Below are 15,662 nucleotides of genomic sequence, written 5' to 3'. Positions count from 1 at the left end.
TTTTCGAACGCCACACATTCCGGCAGGAGCGTAATGCTGTTCAGTTAAGCGAGAATGCTCCACTGTAGGAGCAAGCTCGCTCCTACAGAATCCTTAAACGTTAGGAGCGGGCAGGCTTGCTATCACCAATTATGGTCTGGACTCAGGCGGTGAAATCGCTGGCGTGCAACTCCTTGACGCCCAGCAGTGCGAATTCGAACTCGGGGGTGGCGTCGGCGTCGACACTGCCGTAGAGAATGCCATCGGCAAAGCGCACTTGGCCGGTGGCGTTGGCAGGGTCGAAAGCGTTGCTGGCGATGAAGGTGAAGGCATCGACAGTGCCGGTCAACGGGTTGGCGTCCAGGCCGGAGAAGTCCAGATGATCGCCTTCGATGCTCTTGAAACCGTTGAGCACATCACGCGAAGCACCGACGCCCATGTCCGACAGCGCACCAAATGCATAGGTATCCGCACCAGTGCCACCGGTGAGATTGTCGGTGCCTGCACCGCCGATCAACCGATCATCGCCGGAACCGCCCACGAGCGTGTCATTGCCCGCACCACCGTTCAGGACGTTCGCGGCGCTGTTGCCCGACAGACTGTCTGCGTAGGCACTTCCCGTCAGGTTTTCGAAGAACTTCAAGGTGTCGAGCCCCGATCCCCCGGTGTTTTGTTGCACTGAGGTCGAGAGGTTGGCGGTGACACCGGACAGAGCGCGTTCAAAAGACACGGTGTCATTTCCCTCGCGCCCGTCCAGCACGTTGTTGCCGGCAGCGGCGAACAGCGTGTTGTCCAACGCGTTGCCCGTGCCATTGGCGGCGCCCGGGTTCTCGATGTACAGATTCTCGACATGGGCGCCAAGGGTATAGGTCCCCAGGCTGCTGCGCACACTGTCGACCCCTCCGGGCAACACATTGCCCTGGGTCTCGATCACGCTGTCGTCGGCGTTGTCGACATAGTAAGTGTCGTTGCCATCACCACCACTCATGCTGTCGGCCTCTGCGCCACCATTGAGCACGTTGGCGGCGGCATTGCCGGTGATGAAGTTGCGCAGCGCGTTACCGCTGCCGTCGATCTCAGAGACACCGGTGAGCACGAGGTTCTCGAGATTGGCGCCCAGGGTCCAGCTGACTGATGCCTGCACCGTATCGATCTGCGAGGCCGAGGTATTGGTTTCCATCACGCTGTCGGACGCGTTGTCGACCAGATAGATGTCGTTGCCATCGCCACCGGTCATGGAGTCGGCGCCCAAGTCGCCATCCAGTGTGTCATTGCCCGAACTGCCCACCAGGGTATCGGCCTGGTCAGTGCCGGAGATCATGCCGCCCTGGTTCTGAGCGTTGTCGAAAATCTCCTGAACACTATTGTTGTCGTCCGGGTTGCCTTGAAAACCAAGGTCTGCGGCGATGTAGTCGGCCAGGCGCTGGCCGACGATTTCCGCCGATTCCTCGTGCAGGTGCCAGACGTCATCGGGATACACCAGCGGATCGACTTCGTAGCGCAAGGGCAGGTCGGTGTAGTCCACCGCCAGCTTGACATCGGCACGTTCGGTGGCGATGACTTCCTGGACGGCGCGAACATAGCCCACGCCCTCGACGATGGAGGCTATCTTTTCTTCGGAATAGCCCCGGGCACGTGCCGCATCCTCCTGATAGTGGCCGGTTTCCATGATGTACACGTTGAAGTTGCCGAACTGGGCATGCAGGTAATCGAACACCTTCAGGGTGGCGTCCTTGTAGGCAGCGGCCGCCGCTGTTTTGTCCGTGGCACGCGCGATCTCCTGGGCAGCTTCCTCGCCCTGGCCCCAAATGATGCCCATGGTGACGTTATCGATCGATTGCAGTTCGGCGAGCTGGTCCCCCAGCAACGCGACGGCACGCAACAGTGCAGGCCCTGGCTGGTTGGTGTCAGTCAACCACCAGCACAACTTGAGCTCTTCGGCGCCCAGGGTCGACAGGCCGTTGACCGTGCTACCTCCCACCGCGATGTCGATGCCGTTGCCGTCGGCATCGGTGAACTGGCTGCGTACGTCATAGGGGGTGTAGCGGTCCAGGTCTTTGACCAGCATCGAGGTGCCGGACTGATCGTCATCCTCTGTCATGCGCAGCAGGCGCGCATTGGATTGACCGAGCGTGGGCAGGTAGAGAATGTCCTGTTGGGCGCGCTCGCCAAACACGAAGTCGCTGGTGGTGAGGGTGTTGAGGTAGTTGCCGTTGAGGGCGATTTCAAAACGGTTGCCATTGGCATCTGCGTCGGCGGATTTGATGTAGGTCTTGTCGCCGGCCGCGTTGAGGGTCGTGTACAGCGTGTGATTGCTGCCGTCGCCGAGACCGAGAAAGCCCAGGCCCGACACATCGATCTTGTCGACGCCAGCAGTGAAGTCATAAATCGTGTCGGTGGCAGTGATGCCGCCGGCGTCGTAATCGCGGTAACTGTCGAGTGCGTTGGTGTAGCGGAAGTTGTCAGCCCCATCGCCGCCATACAGCGAGTCGCGTCCGGCACCACCGTCGATGATGTCTGCCCCGGTGCCAGCCTTGATCGTGTCATTGCCACCGTTGCCCAGGATCAGGTCAGCACCTGCCGTGCCGTTGAGCGTATCGGCATTATCGGTGCCGACGAGGGTACTGGCTGGCGCATCAGCCACCGTCAGAGCGAAGCTGTCGCTGACCGAGGCACCCGAAGGATCGGTGGCCTTGACCAGTACATTGTAGTTTCCGGCCGCAGTGCTGATCGGCGTGCCGCTGAACGTCAGGCTGGTGGCATTGAAGCTCAGCCATGTGGGCAGGGCGCTTGCGTCGGCGAGGGTCGCGGTATAGACCAACGCATCCTGGTCGGCGTCGGTGAAACTGTCCTGGGTCACGGTGTAATTGAACGGCGTGCTTTCGGTGGCGTTCTGGTCGAGCAGGGGAATGGCCACCACTGGCACCGCATTGCCTGGAGTGTTCTGGTCGGCGAAGACAAAATGACTCGCCGTCAGGCTGCTCACCAGATTGCCCGCCATCGACAACTCAAAGCGATTGCCGTTGGCGTCGACGGTGAGATCCTTGAGGTAAGTACGGTTGGTCGACGCACTGTAGGTCAGTTGCAGCGTACCGTTCAGGCCATTGCCCAGCGCCGTGTAGCCGAGTGCCGAGACATCGATCTTGTCGGCGGTCACGTCGAAATCGAGGATTTGGTCGCTGACGCTCGTGGAACTGGTGCGGTAACTGTCGAGTTTCGAGGTATAGCGGAACACATCGGCACCCGCGCCGCCGGTGAGCTTGTCCACCCCGGTGCCTCCGATCAGGATGTCGTTGCCCGCGCCACCATTGAGCGTGTCATTACCTGCGCCACCGAGCAGTTGCTCGTTGGCTGCGGTGCCAGTGAGGGTGTCGTTGTTCGGGGTACCATTGATCACCGTGGGGCCCGCGGGTACGTCCTGCACGGCGAGGGTGAAGCTGTCGCTGACGGTGGCGTTGCTGCCATCGGTCGCGGTGACCAGGATGGAGTAAGTGCCCGACGCGGTGTCGTTGGGTGTGCCACTGAACGTGCGAGTGGCGGCATCGAATGTGAGCCAACCGGGCAGGGCGCTGCCATTGGCCAGCTTGGCGGTGTAGCTGAGGCTGTCGTTATCCGGATCGGTGAAGCTGGTGGCCGGGACCACGTAACTGAACGCTGTACTTTCGGTCGCGCTCTGATCCAGCAGCGGCGTGGCCAGCACCGGCGCCTGGTTGGTTGGTGACGACGTGGCGAAGACGAAGTTGGCGCTGGTCAGTTTGTCGAGGTAGTTGCCGGCCAGCGTCACCTCAAAACGATTGCCATTGGCGTCGGCGGTCAAGGACTTGATGTAAGTCTTGGTGCCGGTGCTGTTGAGCACCAGGTACACGGTGTTGTTCTTGCCATCCCCCAGGCCGGTAAATCCGATGGCCGACAGGTCGATCTTGTCGTTGCTGACATCGAAATCGGTGATCAGGTCGCTAAGGTTGGCACCGCCGGTGTTGTAGTTGCGGTAACTGTCCAGGCGATTGGAGAACACAAAAGTGTCCGCCCCGGCGCCACCGGTGAGGCTGTCCATCCCGGTGCCGCCGTCGAGCTTGTCGTCGCCCGCGCCGCCACCGAGATTGTCGTTTCCTGCGAGGCCGAGCAGGGTGTCGGCCGAATCGCTGCCCAGCAACGCGTCGCTGGCGCTGGTGCCGGTGACCACCCGATTGAAAATGAAGTTGCTGGCGGTCAGGGTGCTGGCGAGGTTGCCCGAGAGAATCAACTCGAAGCGATTGCCGCTGGCGTCGGCATCGTAGTCCTTGATGTAGGTGCGGTCGTTGCTGGCGCTGTAGCTGACCTGCAGGGTGCCACCACGGCCATTACCCAGGCCGGTGAAGCCCAGGCCGGCCAGGTCGATCTTGTCCTGGGTGACGTCGAAGTCGGTCACAGTGTCATCGAAGCTTGCGGTTGCATTACGGTAGCTGTCGGACTGAGAGGCGAAACGGAACGTATCGGCGCCGGTACCACCGGTGAGTTTGTCGATGCCCGCACCGCCCACCAGAATGTCGCCACCGGCCCCGCCATTGATCGTATCGTTGCCGGCCCCGCCGTAGAAAATCTCGCTTTCGGCGCTGCCCGACAGGGTGTCGTTGCCAGCCGTACCTTGCACAGTGGTCATCGGCACCGTGTCGCTGACGTAGCTGCCGTCACCATAGATCAACGTGGCACCCTTGCTGATGTGACTGATGGTATTACCGATGATGGCATTGCGATCCGTGCCGTCTTCATTGCGTTCTGCAACACCGTAGGTCGAGAGGTTGCTGCCGCTGATGATGTTGCCCTGGATGGTGTTGTCGCTGCCGTTGAAGTACTTGCCTGACACGCCCAGGGTGTCGTCATAGGACTGGATGATGATTTCCGGTACGGGGCTGACCAGTGAATTGTTGTGGAGCGTGTTGTCGGTGATTTCAACGTGGTTACTGCCGTAGATGCGAATCCCGGCGCTGGCATTGTCGTGAATATCGACGCCGCTGACAGTCACCTCGCTGGACATCTTGATCAGCACCCCTTCGGCGCCGTTGCCGTACACCTCGCCACCGGTAATGGTTATGTTGCTGGGGGAGGGGATGTCCTCGCTGCCGCGCTGCACCACGATGCCATTACCGCCGTTGTTGTAGGCAATGTTATTGGTCAGGGTGAAGTCGTGGGTACTGGTAACGACGTTGAAACCGTGCCGGTCGTTGTCGTAGGCGATGTTGTTTTCAAAGGTGCTGTCGCTCAGGAAATCAGCGACGAAGCCGTCCAGGCCATTGCCGTGGGACACGCTGTTCTTGATGACCATGTTGACGGTCTGCTCGTGGGGGTCGAAACCGTACCCGGAGCAATCCTTGATTTCGACACTGTCGAGGGTGACGTTGGAGTCGTAGCCTTCTTCGCCGGGAATGAAGCCGTTGAACCAACCGTCGATCTTGCCCGTTGTGTTGTCACGATTGCCATCGATGGTGAGATTGCTGACGCCAAAGTCGTGGGTTTCTTCGCCATAAGCGGAGCGAATAACCCCCGTTATCTTGGTATCCGAACCGTCAGCCACTTTGACGTTGGTGACGCCCATGCCGTCGCCGTACAGGTAGACGTTGCTCTTGAGCATCAGGCATCCGTCAGAGGGTTCCGCGCCTGCGGAAACGATATAGGTCCCGGTTGGCATATACACCTGGCCACCGCCAGCGGCAGCTGCGGCATCAATCGCACTCTGTATTGCGGCCGTGTCGTCGGTAATCCCATCGCCTTTAGCGCCAAAACTTTGTACGTTGAAAATCATTAGGTTATCTCCGTATCAGTCTAAATAGCGGCGCACGCCAATATTCCATCGACGAACAGCTTGTTAGGACTCGGAGACGCGCGAAAGTTGTGACCGCATATCGGAAGCACGTCAAAAAACAGATATTACTGATCAGTGGTCTGAACGATCTTTTATGGAAACAACTTTATTTTGACTCTCACCGTGGACAGTGCCTCTCGGCGTATTTCCGACCCTGGACCAGGACATGACACGGGAATCAGCGACGGTGAAAGCAGCCCGTAGAGTAGGTATGGTCGGCTCCCAGGTAAAATTCAGGTGGATTTACCCACGGAAACTGGAGCCGACGACCCACGACGGTTTTGTCGCTCAAACCATTCGAATAGCGCCATGCCGGCCAGCATGGCCATGACAAACACCGCGCCCTTGAGAATGCCAGAGCCCAACAGCACCAGAGAGGGGCCCGGGCAAATCCCGGCCAATCCCCAACCGACCCCAAATAGTAGGCTGCCGATAATCAGGCGTCGGTCGAAGTGTCTAGCTGTTGGCAGATTCATCGGCAAGCCAAGCAGTGATCGCGTTCGTTTTCTTGCCACCCAAAAGCCCAGGGTAGCCACGGCAATGGCACCGGCCATGACGAATGCCAGCGAGGGATCCCACGTCCCGGTCAGGTCCAGGAACCCCAGCACTTTGGCGGGGTTTGTCATGCCTGAAACCAGCAAACCGACCCCAAATATGAGCCCGCAAATCCAGGCGAAGAAGAGTGCCATGATCAATTCCCTCCCAGAAGGTGGCGAACCACAAAGACGGTGGCAAACCCGGCACTCATGAACACTACAGTCGCCACCCCTGAGCGCGGCGACAAGCGCGACAGGCCGCAGACACCGTGACCGCTGGTGCAGCCAGCCCCATAGCGCGTGCCAATGCCGACCAACATCCCGGCGACAATCAATAGCGGATAACCGGCATCGATCTGCAACGTAGGCAGTGGTGCATTCAGGCGGTAAAGCAGCGGAGCCATGAGCAGCCCCAGGACAAATGCTATGCGCCAGGCGACATCACCAGCCAACGGGCGCAGTAAACCGCCGACAATGCCACTGATGCCGGCGATGCGCCCATTAAACAGCACGAACAGGGTAGCGGCAGTGCCTATCAACAGGCCGCCAATCAGAGCGCTCAACGGTGTGAAATGGTTCAGATCGATCATGGCGACCACCTATCGTAAACCGTCGCTACATTGTCTACAGACTTGTGCGCGTCACTTGCTCATCGGCATGTTCATCATGCTCGATTGCTGATCCATCATTTTCATCATCATGTTCATCATTCCCATCTCCATGCCGTCTTTGTTGCCGGCCATGCCCATGCCATGACAGTTCTTATGCATCATGGCCATGCTGTCCTTCATCGTCTTCATGCTCTCCTGCATGGCGGCGTGTCGCTCGGCAGGGGTCGTGGCTGCGGCTGCCTTGTCGTGTGCAGCCTGCATTTTTTGCATTTGCTCGGTCATGACATTGTTTTGCTTAGGCGTAGCTGTTTCGCTCGTCTGGCCAGGCGCGGTCTGTCCTTGCTCCGGGTGATGCTCGTCGACTGCCGAGGCGATGAGTGGGCTGCTGATCAGCAGGGTGGCGAGGATTATTTTCAATGAGGCATGCATGGCAATCTCCAAAGGGTGAGGACAACTCAGGTAATACCAGGCCGCACCAGGTTGGCGCAGTCAGACAATGCGCCGAAGATCGGCGCGCAGAAGGTCGGATTAATCGTTGAAACGGACGAAAATCAGGCGGGCAGGCGGCTTGGCCGGTACAGGGCGCCGTAATGCAAGAAAGGCAAAAGCGCAGGGATTTGCGGGAAACAAAATCAGCAACGCAGGGATCAGTAACAGAAACGTCCAACTGAACAGATCAAATGTTTGAAGATGGAGCGAAGGACTTACAGCTATCGCCGCATCGGCGCAGTGCTGAAGGCAGCCCAGGGCGTGGGCGTCGTGGCTCTCGTGATCTTGCGCAGTGTTCAGTGAGACATGCGCTTTAGCCGGATTGTGGCTGGTTTGTGCCAGACATCCCTGGGTCGCTGCCACACCAAACGCTAACACCCACAGCACGATGGCGAGGCGTATGAACGTTGGTTGACGATGGCGAAACCAGAACATGGAGAATCTCCGGTACTGATTAGCAAGTTTTGATTTATCAACATACAGCACATCGAAGTGCCACGGTTGATCCACATCAATTTATGCAGGTGGGTGTCGGCTCTTGTGATGTGGTCAAAGAGCGCATGTTCGGGTGGCACATTATTTAACAAGTGGGCCATGTCATATGTTCATAGGCAGGCCGTTACTATGTTCTGCCGCAGGCCCGACGGCTGATGGCGTGGAAATGTTCATCGGTGCAAGTTCATGGAAACCGGGCTGCAGCTTCAGGACTGTCCGGCCAGCAGAATATCAAAACGGCCGAACACCCCGACCATTCCAGCCAAACGGCGGCGATCTGATACTGTTTTTTATGTTGGATCTGAGCCTTTTATTAGTTTGCCGGTGCTCTATAGAGTGCGCGTCCGACGCACTAGTGGACAGTGATCGGCCGCCACTATTTCTGGCTCTCTGAAGACCGGACGACCTCGAGAGTCTTCAGGAACAACCATGAATACTCGTCCGAGCTTTCACAGCAAGACCTTCCCCGAGTCGCAGCGTGAAATTCTCGGTATGATCGCGACCGATCATCATCTGGGCGACATACTCTGCGCCATCTGCCAGATGCTTGACGATCAGGCCCCCGAAACCTTCTGCTCCATCCTGCTAACTGATGCCGAGGGCAAACGCTTGCTGAGCGGCGCGGCGCCCAGCCTACCGGCCGAGTACAGCGAGGCGATTGATGGAATGGCCATTGGCCCACACGAAGGAACCTGCGGCTCCGCAGCGTTGCGGCGCAAACTTGTGGTCACCGAAGACATCGCCCGGGACCCAAACTGGGAGCGTTTTCGCAGCCTGGCTTTGGGGCATAACCTGCGTTCCTGCTGGTCGGTACCGTTGCTCTCCCATCAAGGATGCGTGTTGGGCACATTTGCCCTGTACCAGAACCGCGCCCATACGCCGGACGAGGCGCAGATTCAACGACTGGCCTGCGCAGCCCAACTCCATGGACATCTCCAACCTGCCGATCATGGTCAACGGAGAGATCGTCGGGGTATTTGGCATTGCCCGGGACATCAGCGAGCAGAAACATTTCGAGCGCCAATTGAGCTTCAACGCCAGCCATGACCGCCTGACGGGTTTGCTTAACCGTGTTTCGCTTGAAGACCGGTTTCTTCTGGATTGTCACATCAGCCGTCGGCGTAAGCGTCGTCTGGCGGTGATGTGTATTGATCTGGACGGGTTCAAATCCATCAACGATTCGATCGGACACTACTTCGGCGATCAGGTAATGGCGTTGAATATTTCACCGATGCATTTTCAGCGTGGCCAGTTCGTCCAGTGTGACCCGAAGATGTCAGTGAGGTAAGCAGAGGCCGTTACGAGTTAACTGCCTCAGCGATCGGCCGCAAGCAGGTAGTCATGCAATTTTTCACCTAGCACTTCAAAGGCCAGCATGATCCGTTTTACCTTGCGCAGATCACTGTGCATCGCGATCCACACATCAACCTCAAAGCCGAAACTGTCCGGCAATACTTCTATCAGCTGGTGATCGCGCGCAATCCGCGTCGGGCAGAGGCCGAATCCCAATCCCGCTTTCAGGGCAGCCAGTTGTGCAAGGTGGTTATCGGAGGCAATTGCGAAATGCTGGTCGGCTTCACACAGTCCGACAGCGACTAACCGACGCAAGTCGGCAGAGCGCCGATCTGGCCCGATCAGGGGGCCCTGGCGAAGCGACGCCATGCTGGCCGGCTTGCCATAACGTTGCAGGCATTCGGCGCTGGCATGGATACCCACTTGCAAGCTGCCCACGCGCCGTGTCGCGATATCAGCTTCCACGGGGCGCATCAGGCGCACGGCGATATCCGATTGCAGCCTTGCAATGTCCTCCAGCGCGTCGCCGATGCTCAGCTCAAGCTTCAGCCCAGGGTGGCTGTGATGGAAGTTGCGCAACAAACCGGGCAAAACCTCCACGCCCAGCAACTCACCACAGGTTAGCCGCACCACGCCCTGGTCTACCGACGTTTCAGCGCCAGCCATGCGGTTGAAGGCTTGCGCGGCAAGGTCCATGGCCTCTGCATGCTCGATCAGGCGCAGCGCACCGCTGGTGGGCGTCAGGCCTGTGGATGTGCGAGTGAAAAGGCTCAGACCGAGAGCCTGTTCAAGATAGTCGAGGCGCCGCCGGGCCGTGGCCTGCGCAATCCCGAGTAACTTCGCCGCGCTACTCAAACTGCCGGAACGCAACACGGCAAGGAATACCCGCTGGCTTTCCCATTCAAGTCCGCTCATACATTCTTGACCAACTGTTGCTCCCTTTTATTTCTTCTGCCCGGGCCCACGAAGAGGGATCATGGTGCCCGAACTTTTCCGGACGTCATTGTAAGGAGTAAAGGTATGAGATTCACTGGTCAGTGCCGATGCGGGCACGTCGTCATCGAGATCGAAGCGCAACAACTGCCACCGTTGTATGCCTGCCATTGTCTCAACTGCCAGCGTTGGAGCGGCAGCTCGTTCGGGCTGCACATGCTGTGCGGGGCTTCGACGGTGCGTGTGACAGGTAATACGGCCACCTATGCACACGAACATCAGGGCCATACCTCCACCCAACACGCCTGCGGCGAGTGCCACACCCGGCTGTTCAACGAAACCACGGCAGCGCCTGGCATGCGAGTGGTGCGGGCCGGCGTGATAGAGGGCGCAGAGCAGTTCGAACCAGTGGCGCATATCTGGACTCGACGCAAGCAACCGTGGTTGATGCTGCCGGAAGGCTCCGCGCAATGGAAGGAAAGCCCGACGCCCGAGGCGTTTGCCAGCGCCCTGAGTTAAATCAGACACTGCTTTTTGCGCAAATAAAATATACCTACGGGCGAATTCTGACCGTCGATGGGGCGACACTGTCCACATAGCAAATGGTGGGATGCCCTCTATGAGTCGAAGGCGGGATGTGTTGAATGTCTTTTGGCCGTTTTTCTACCTGTAACGGCCTACTGATTTCGACCCACAGCAGCACACAGTGATCGTTCAATTCCTCTTGTACTTAGCTGTTCCAATGTCGACCTAATCACGTTTCCGGTAACCAGATCCGGCCGTGAGCGTTTGGCCGTTCAAACTGCTTACTACCACCTATACTGCCGAAGCCGTGTCTTCGAGGTGGAGACAAGTCGTTTCGCCTAGCTTCGGCCTTGTGTGCGCTGTCGCATGACCATGATGCTTGTGCAGTAAGCCCAACCACTCTCAAACGGAAAGAGAACGTCGCATGAATATGAACAAGTTTTTGTTGGGAGCCACCACTTTGCTGTTTGCCACTGTGGCCAGTGCTGATATTCCGCAGCTCAACTACGACTGCCCGACCAATATCGCCGTGCATGCGGATAAGGGCGGGCCGGTGTTCATCAATGGCAAGGAGGCGAAACTGAAGAAATTCAACGACAACGCCTATGAAGCCAAGGGCTCTGGCGTGGCGATTTCCCTCACGCGCAATCCAGATGAGTCATGGGACGTATCCTATACCGGTAAAGGCGGGGCTAACGGGGTTTGCCAGCCAGCGACATCGGGCGCTGCGAGTGCCAGTAACACCAGTGGCACATCTGCCACCAGCAAAGCGGAGAAGGCCTGCCTGGCCGAGGTGGCGAAGAAAACCGGTGTGGCCGTCAGCAAACTTTCGGTGACCGACGTCATGACCGCCGAAGCGGGCATTGGCGTGACGATCAGCGTACCTGACGCGGACGCTCCTTGGTCGTGTCTGTCCAGTGCCAGTGGCAAAGTCCAGGGTGCAAGTTACACCGGGTCTGAAGGCAACCTCTGATGCATCCAGGCGCCCCTTGCGTGCGCGGCCGGCAGACCAACAGGGCTTGGCCCGGCCGACCGCGCAATTCGGCTTGGCCTTAGTGCTCAGGGGGTATGGCGCCCAACAGGGCGATGATGAAGAGCGTCCAGTCGTTGAGTATATGGGCGCCCGTGGAGACCCAGATGTTCTTCGTCATGATATAGGGCAGCAGCAGGACCAGCCGCGCGCTGCCGATAACGACGAACGCCTGCACCATGTTCCAATCATAGGTCGGCAGGTGCGCCGCGCCGAAGAGCAGGGCCGACAAGAGCCAGGCACCGACGATCGTTCCCTTGCGTGACCAGTGCAACCGCGTGTTCAGGAACGTCATCAGTGCAAGGAATGGCAAGATCGTCAGCACCTCCTCGCCCAATAGCTGCGGCAGCGTCTTGAGAAAGAAAAGTAGGTGCTCGACTGGTGTTTGCGTCGCCATCCCTGCGAAAACCGGGTTCGAGTGCGTACCCAGGGTCTTCATGACCACCAGGCCTATGACCATGGTGACCACGATATTGAGCAGCGCGAACAGTATCATCCATTTGATGTCGCGGCCCGTGACCCTGCGGAACAGTGCCATCCAATGTTGCGGAGTGATATATGCCAGCGTCGCCAGCGGGATGGCGAAGAACAGGGTTGCGGGAATGAACTGCCCAATGTTTCCCGAAAACAATGGCAAAGGCGCTATCAGCACCAAAAAACCGGCCAGCACCCCAAGCATTAGCAGCAGCCATTGTTTGCCTGAAAGGCCCACGGGCTTGCCGTTGTAGTAGGGGAAGTCGTCGTCGAGGTACTCCAGGCAGTGGAAGCGCTCATCCGCCCCGGATTCGTCATTGCCTGTTGCCTGCTTGCAGTTATCCATAGGTGGCCCCCCTCCGACGTGAAGTACCAAAGGCATGAGAACTCCACGCTGCAGTTCACCGTAGCAGTGCCGGGCCGAGTCGCAAGGCATTTTCGTGCTGGGAGCAACGACAGCGCTTCGCCGCCAATGGAGATAACCCGCCAGATCGTCATAGGCGACTGCCCGCTGTACCGCACAGCTTGGCTATCATGTAAGTGCTTAATTGCGTAGGTGTCCCTCACGACTATCGCAACTCTCACCTCTAAACGCCAAATCACTATCCCTGTCCAGGTACGGGCTGCTCTTGGCCTGCGTCCAGGAGATGAAATCGAATCCGTCGACCTGGAGAATGGTCAGTTCGCCATTGTGCCGGCCTCGGTTTCGCAAGGCCGGGTTTCAACTAAAAACAACTATTTGCAGTTACCTGCCTTTCGATATCCTGCCGCCTGGGCCTCAGATTCTGACGTGAAGGAGACCTGATTTTTTTCAGACACCTGACCATAGCCAGGGCATCCCAAGGCAAGGTGATAGACCTGGCTCTTTCGGTTACCAATGATAGAGCCTACCCCGCTCGCACTTGCCAGGGTTGGATGGACTGGTGACCGCGCAGGATTGACTGGAACGGCGCTTACCACCCCATCACCAACTGCCCTGTATCCTTGCGACCATTGGCGCTCGCCAGTTACGAATGGATTGGAATGTCCCATGATCGCGGCAATGCGTCGATCTCGCTCTTTCTCCCAAGACGAAACCGGATACTGCTTGTCCCAGGCCATCAGTAGCTGTTGCTGCTGACGAGACATGCTCAGTTTGTATCTGTCGAACATGTAGAAGGTTGTCCTTGCGACTAGCCCCTTGACCTCATCACGTGGCTCGGCTGCTCTTTGATCGAAGTCAACTCGCGTCTTGCACTGGCCATACTGCGGCGCGACCCCGGTGGCCATGCCGTAGTTGAAATTGCTACGGTCACCATTCACCTCCCCAACAGATGGATAGAGGTTGAACAGGTCTGCTTCCATTGCTCGAAACACCGGATCATCGTCCACACAGTGCTCTCTACCACCGTTCTTCCAGCATTGGCGTTGGTTACCGAATGTCCAGGCTGGAACTATGTGTTCCCACTCAGTCCGCTCTGCTCGAACTTCGTGCTTTCTGGCCTTCAGTCCACATGACGCTGCATCGATACGACCACCTGATTTACCGACCCACGTCCATTTGCACCCGCAATACAACTCCCCCATGGAGCTGTTCGCTTGGTCGAGGTAAATCTTCTGCTTTGCGATGACCTTGGCCTCGGAAAAGGTCGAGGGAGGGCTTGAGAAGGCGGGGGTAATTACCGAGAGGGCCAGCGCTACTACGGAAAACAGTTTTTTCATTGGAAAGCTTAAGCACTTGAGAAGAAGCGAAGTATACGCACGACTCCATGTGCACCGAAGAAGAACTACCCAATGCTTAGCTGCACAGCCAAGTCCGTGCAGACTAAGGTGAGTGATGATCCGCTCACTGCTTTCGCAACGACTCCAGTACGCCTTCGACGTCCAACCCTTTCAATAGGCAGTTATGCGCAATTCAGCAGACCCTCATCATCAAACAGGATGAACTCACTCGGTTGAAGTATGCCGAGCAGGTGGGGGTGGTGTTTACTAAGCATTGACCTGAGCGCTTCGATGCCCGCGAAAAGGCGGGCTGATATCTCGAGGGAGGGCTGCCTTCATGCACGTGGTCAGATGCATGAGGGCAGACACCGAACATGAAACCTTTTGATCTGCCCGTGGGTAACATCTTCCACCTCATATTTTGCAGCAGCTATTAATTTCTCGGCATCGCACGAGATAAGGCCATTTGGCCGACGGACTCACTGCTCTTTGAATCTTGATCTGCGCATCCGCTCGTGCATTCAAGCTCTTCAAAATTTCGGCGTTCTGCTCCTCCATCTCTACTTGGACGCGCGCCTGTAGAAGTTCACCCAGATTGGCGACGCTCTTGGCTAAAATGTCCAGCCTTTGCTCCGTAACGGCGCAGTATCTAATTGTTGGTTTGAAGCGTCTTTCGATGAAAATACCTAGGCGCTGACAATCACCTGCGCGGTTTTCCCGCAGCTCTGCTAAACGTTCGAACACGAGTTGTGCGTACGCTTGTGTGGCGCTGAAGCGGTGGCGGTGTTTGGCTGCGAGGCTGACGACTTTTGCAGACAGTTCTGCAATTTCTGAAAGCAGGGCTTTGGTATTGCTTCTGGTGGGCGCGGCGTTTTGCTCGGACAGATCTGCCAGCGTTTTATCGAAAACGTTGAGCTGGGTACTCAATTGCTTTGCCGCGGGCAGCGAAAGTGAGGCCATCATGCGATATCGAACTGGCGTCGCGCATTGGTTTTCAAGTCTTCCTCGCTCCGTATAGCCCCAATGGCATGCCGCTTCACGTACAAGGCTTTCTAGCCGCATTCAACACGGCTGCGATACGCAATGCCAGGCAGCTTCAGGCCTTGAGTGAATCGGGTGTGCGCTTGGTCGGTCTGGATCCGGCGATGACGTTGGTATACCGCCAGGAATACGCAAAAGTACCGGGTCTGGCCGAGGCTCCTGCGGTCAGGTTGCCTCAGGAGTGGCTATTGGATTGATTAACAGAAACATCTGTTTGCAAGATGCCGAGGACGTTTCGTTTGCTGGCCCACTGTACAGAGAAGACCAATGTCCCAGCGAGCAGCAAGCAATGGGTTGAAGTATTTCGCCGGTTGAATTTAGAACTGAGTGTCGAAGCGACTGGTTGCTGTGGGATGTCTGGCACCTATGGTCATGAAGCGCGTAATCAAGCGACATCACGGGTCATTTTTGATCAGTCATGGAAACGAAAGCTTGCAGATGATACGCCCGGCGAGCCGCTGGCTACTGGGTACTCGTGTCGCAGCCAAGTAAAGCGCCTTTCCAGCAGAACCTTGAGGCACCCGCTGGAGGTACTGTTGGAAGTGTATCAAGACATCCAGGCAAACGACCTGACCCATTGTAGTTCCGAGGTGAATCACAACGCCTATACGTGAATTCAATCAAACGGTTCATTCAAAAGGTGCGCAGTATTATTCAATACACTGCTCGGTGCCTCCTCTGAAACTGGCCTCTCAAAAACAATAACAGTTATGAGG

Annotated in this window: 9 protein-coding genes and 5 pseudogenes; 5 read left to right on the top strand and 9 right to left on the bottom strand. The window is 57.4% G+C overall.

Annotation, left to right across the window (positions count from 1 at the left end; translation table 11 throughout):
- Positions 1-142: 142 nt before the first annotated feature.
- The 5 genes from ACXX83_RS10510 to ACXX83_RS10490 all read right to left on the bottom strand — a co-directional run bounded on the left by ACXX83_RS10510 (position 143) and on the right by ACXX83_RS10490 (position 7,889).
- Positions 143-5,758, bottom strand: a complete 5,616-nt coding sequence (locus tag ACXX83_RS10510; RefSeq protein WP_458548391.1) for a putative Ig domain-containing protein — start codon at positions 5,756-5,758, stop codon at positions 143-145.
- Between the two features lie 293 nt (positions 5,759-6,051).
- On the bottom strand, positions 6,052-6,507 hold the full coding sequence (locus ACXX83_RS10505; protein ID WP_458548390.1) for a DUF6691 family protein: 456 nt from the start codon (positions 6,505-6,507) through the stop codon (positions 6,052-6,054).
- 2 nt (positions 6,508-6,509) lie between these two features.
- Positions 6,510-6,944, bottom strand: coding sequence for a YeeE/YedE family protein (locus ACXX83_RS10500; protein ID WP_458548389.1), 435 nt, complete (start codon positions 6,942-6,944; stop codon positions 6,510-6,512).
- Between the two features lie 51 nt (positions 6,945-6,995).
- Positions 6,996-7,394, bottom strand: coding sequence for a hypothetical protein (locus ACXX83_RS10495; RefSeq protein WP_458548388.1), 399 nt, complete (start codon positions 7,392-7,394; stop codon positions 6,996-6,998).
- A gap of 99 nt (positions 7,395-7,493) precedes the next feature.
- Positions 7,494-7,889 (bottom strand): hypothetical protein, encoded by a 396-nt coding sequence (locus tag ACXX83_RS10490; protein ID WP_458548387.1) that lies wholly within the window; start codon positions 7,887-7,889, stop codon positions 7,494-7,496.
- A 489-nt stretch (positions 7,890-8,378) separates the two neighbouring features.
- On the opposite strand from ACXX83_RS10490, the pseudogene ACXX83_RS10485 reads away from it, so the two are divergent.
- A pseudogene (locus tag ACXX83_RS10485) lies at positions 8,379-9,162 on the top strand (GAF domain-containing protein); the annotation flags it as partial.
- 101 nt (positions 9,163-9,263) lie between these two features.
- Here the strand turns inward: ACXX83_RS10485 and ACXX83_RS10480 are convergent.
- Positions 9,264-10,157: a LysR family transcriptional regulator gene (locus ACXX83_RS10480; protein WP_458548386.1), complete on the bottom strand. Its 894-nt coding sequence runs from the start codon at positions 10,155-10,157 to the stop codon at positions 9,264-9,266.
- Positions 10,158-10,262: 105 nt separating this feature from the next.
- Here ACXX83_RS10480 and ACXX83_RS10475 point away from each other — a divergent pair, with 105 nt between their 5' ends.
- Positions 10,263-10,694: a GFA family protein gene (locus ACXX83_RS10475; RefSeq protein WP_458548385.1), complete on the top strand. Its 432-nt coding sequence runs from the start codon at positions 10,263-10,265 to the stop codon at positions 10,692-10,694.
- Between the two features lie 436 nt (positions 10,695-11,130).
- A pseudogene (locus ACXX83_RS10470) lies at positions 11,131-11,409 on the top strand (hypothetical protein); the annotation flags it as partial.
- 343 nt (positions 11,410-11,752) lie between these two features.
- Here the strand turns inward: ACXX83_RS10470 and ACXX83_RS10465 are convergent.
- Positions 11,753-12,550 carry a CPBP family intramembrane glutamic endopeptidase gene (locus ACXX83_RS10465; RefSeq protein WP_458548384.1) on the bottom strand — a complete coding sequence of 266 codons (798 nt, stop codon included), beginning with the start codon at positions 12,548-12,550 and terminating at the stop codon, positions 11,753-11,755.
- A 210-nt stretch (positions 12,551-12,760) separates the two neighbouring features.
- On the opposite strand from ACXX83_RS10465, the pseudogene ACXX83_RS10460 reads away from it, so the two are divergent.
- Positions 12,761-12,907, top strand: a pseudogene (locus ACXX83_RS10460) (AbrB/MazE/SpoVT family DNA-binding domain-containing protein); the annotation flags it as partial.
- Between the two features lie 32 nt (positions 12,908-12,939).
- Here ACXX83_RS10460 and ACXX83_RS10455 read toward each other — a convergent pair.
- A complete protein-coding gene (locus ACXX83_RS10455) occupies positions 12,940-13,905 on the bottom strand; it encodes an endonuclease (RefSeq protein WP_458548383.1) in 966 nt (321 codons plus the stop codon).
- A gap of 480 nt (positions 13,906-14,385) precedes the next feature.
- A pseudogene (locus tag ACXX83_RS10450) lies at positions 14,386-14,877 on the bottom strand (DUF3422 family protein); the annotation flags it as partial.
- On the opposite strand from ACXX83_RS10450, the pseudogene ACXX83_RS10445 reads away from it, so the two are divergent.
- Positions 14,865-15,560 (top strand): annotated as a pseudogene (locus ACXX83_RS10445) ((Fe-S)-binding protein); the annotation flags it as partial. The pseudogenes ACXX83_RS10450 and ACXX83_RS10445 overlap by 13 nt on opposite strands.
- Positions 15,561-15,662 lie beyond the last annotated feature (102 nt).

Source organism: Pseudomonas sp. GNP012, from assembly GCF_054343835.1.
The sequence above is the reverse complement of the archived record's forward strand: the minus strand, read 5'-3'. Positions and strand labels throughout refer to the sequence as shown.

Excerpts from the sequence above, each read along its gene's own strand:
- ACXX83_RS10480 (WP_458548386.1), bottom strand. The coding sequence starts at position 10,157 with ATGAGCGGACTTGAATGGGAAAGCCAGCGGGTATTCCTTGCCGTGTTG.
- ACXX83_RS10510 (WP_458548391.1), bottom strand. The coding sequence starts at position 5,758 with ATGATTTTCAACGTACAAAGTTTTGGCGCTAAAGGCGATGGGATTACC.
- ACXX83_RS10475 (WP_458548385.1), top strand. The coding sequence starts at position 10,263 with ATGAGATTCACTGGTCAGTGCCGATGCGGGCACGTCGTCATCGAGATC.
- ACXX83_RS10500 (WP_458548389.1), bottom strand. The coding sequence starts at position 6,944 with ATGATCGATCTGAACCATTTCACACCGTTGAGCGCTCTGATTGGCGGC.
- ACXX83_RS10465 (WP_458548384.1), bottom strand. The coding sequence starts at position 12,550 with ATGGATAACTGCAAGCAGGCAACAGGCAATGACGAATCCGGGGCGGAT.
- ACXX83_RS10495 (WP_458548388.1), bottom strand. The coding sequence starts at position 7,394 with ATGCATGCCTCATTGAAAATAATCCTCGCCACCCTGCTGATCAGCAGC.
- ACXX83_RS10505 (WP_458548390.1), bottom strand. The coding sequence starts at position 6,507 with ATGGCACTCTTCTTCGCCTGGATTTGCGGGCTCATATTTGGGGTCGGT.
- ACXX83_RS10490 (WP_458548387.1), bottom strand. The coding sequence starts at position 7,889 with ATGTTCTGGTTTCGCCATCGTCAACCAACGTTCATACGCCTCGCCATC.
- ACXX83_RS10455 (WP_458548383.1), bottom strand. The coding sequence starts at position 13,905 with ATGAAAAAACTGTTTTCCGTAGTAGCGCTGGCCCTCTCGGTAATTACC.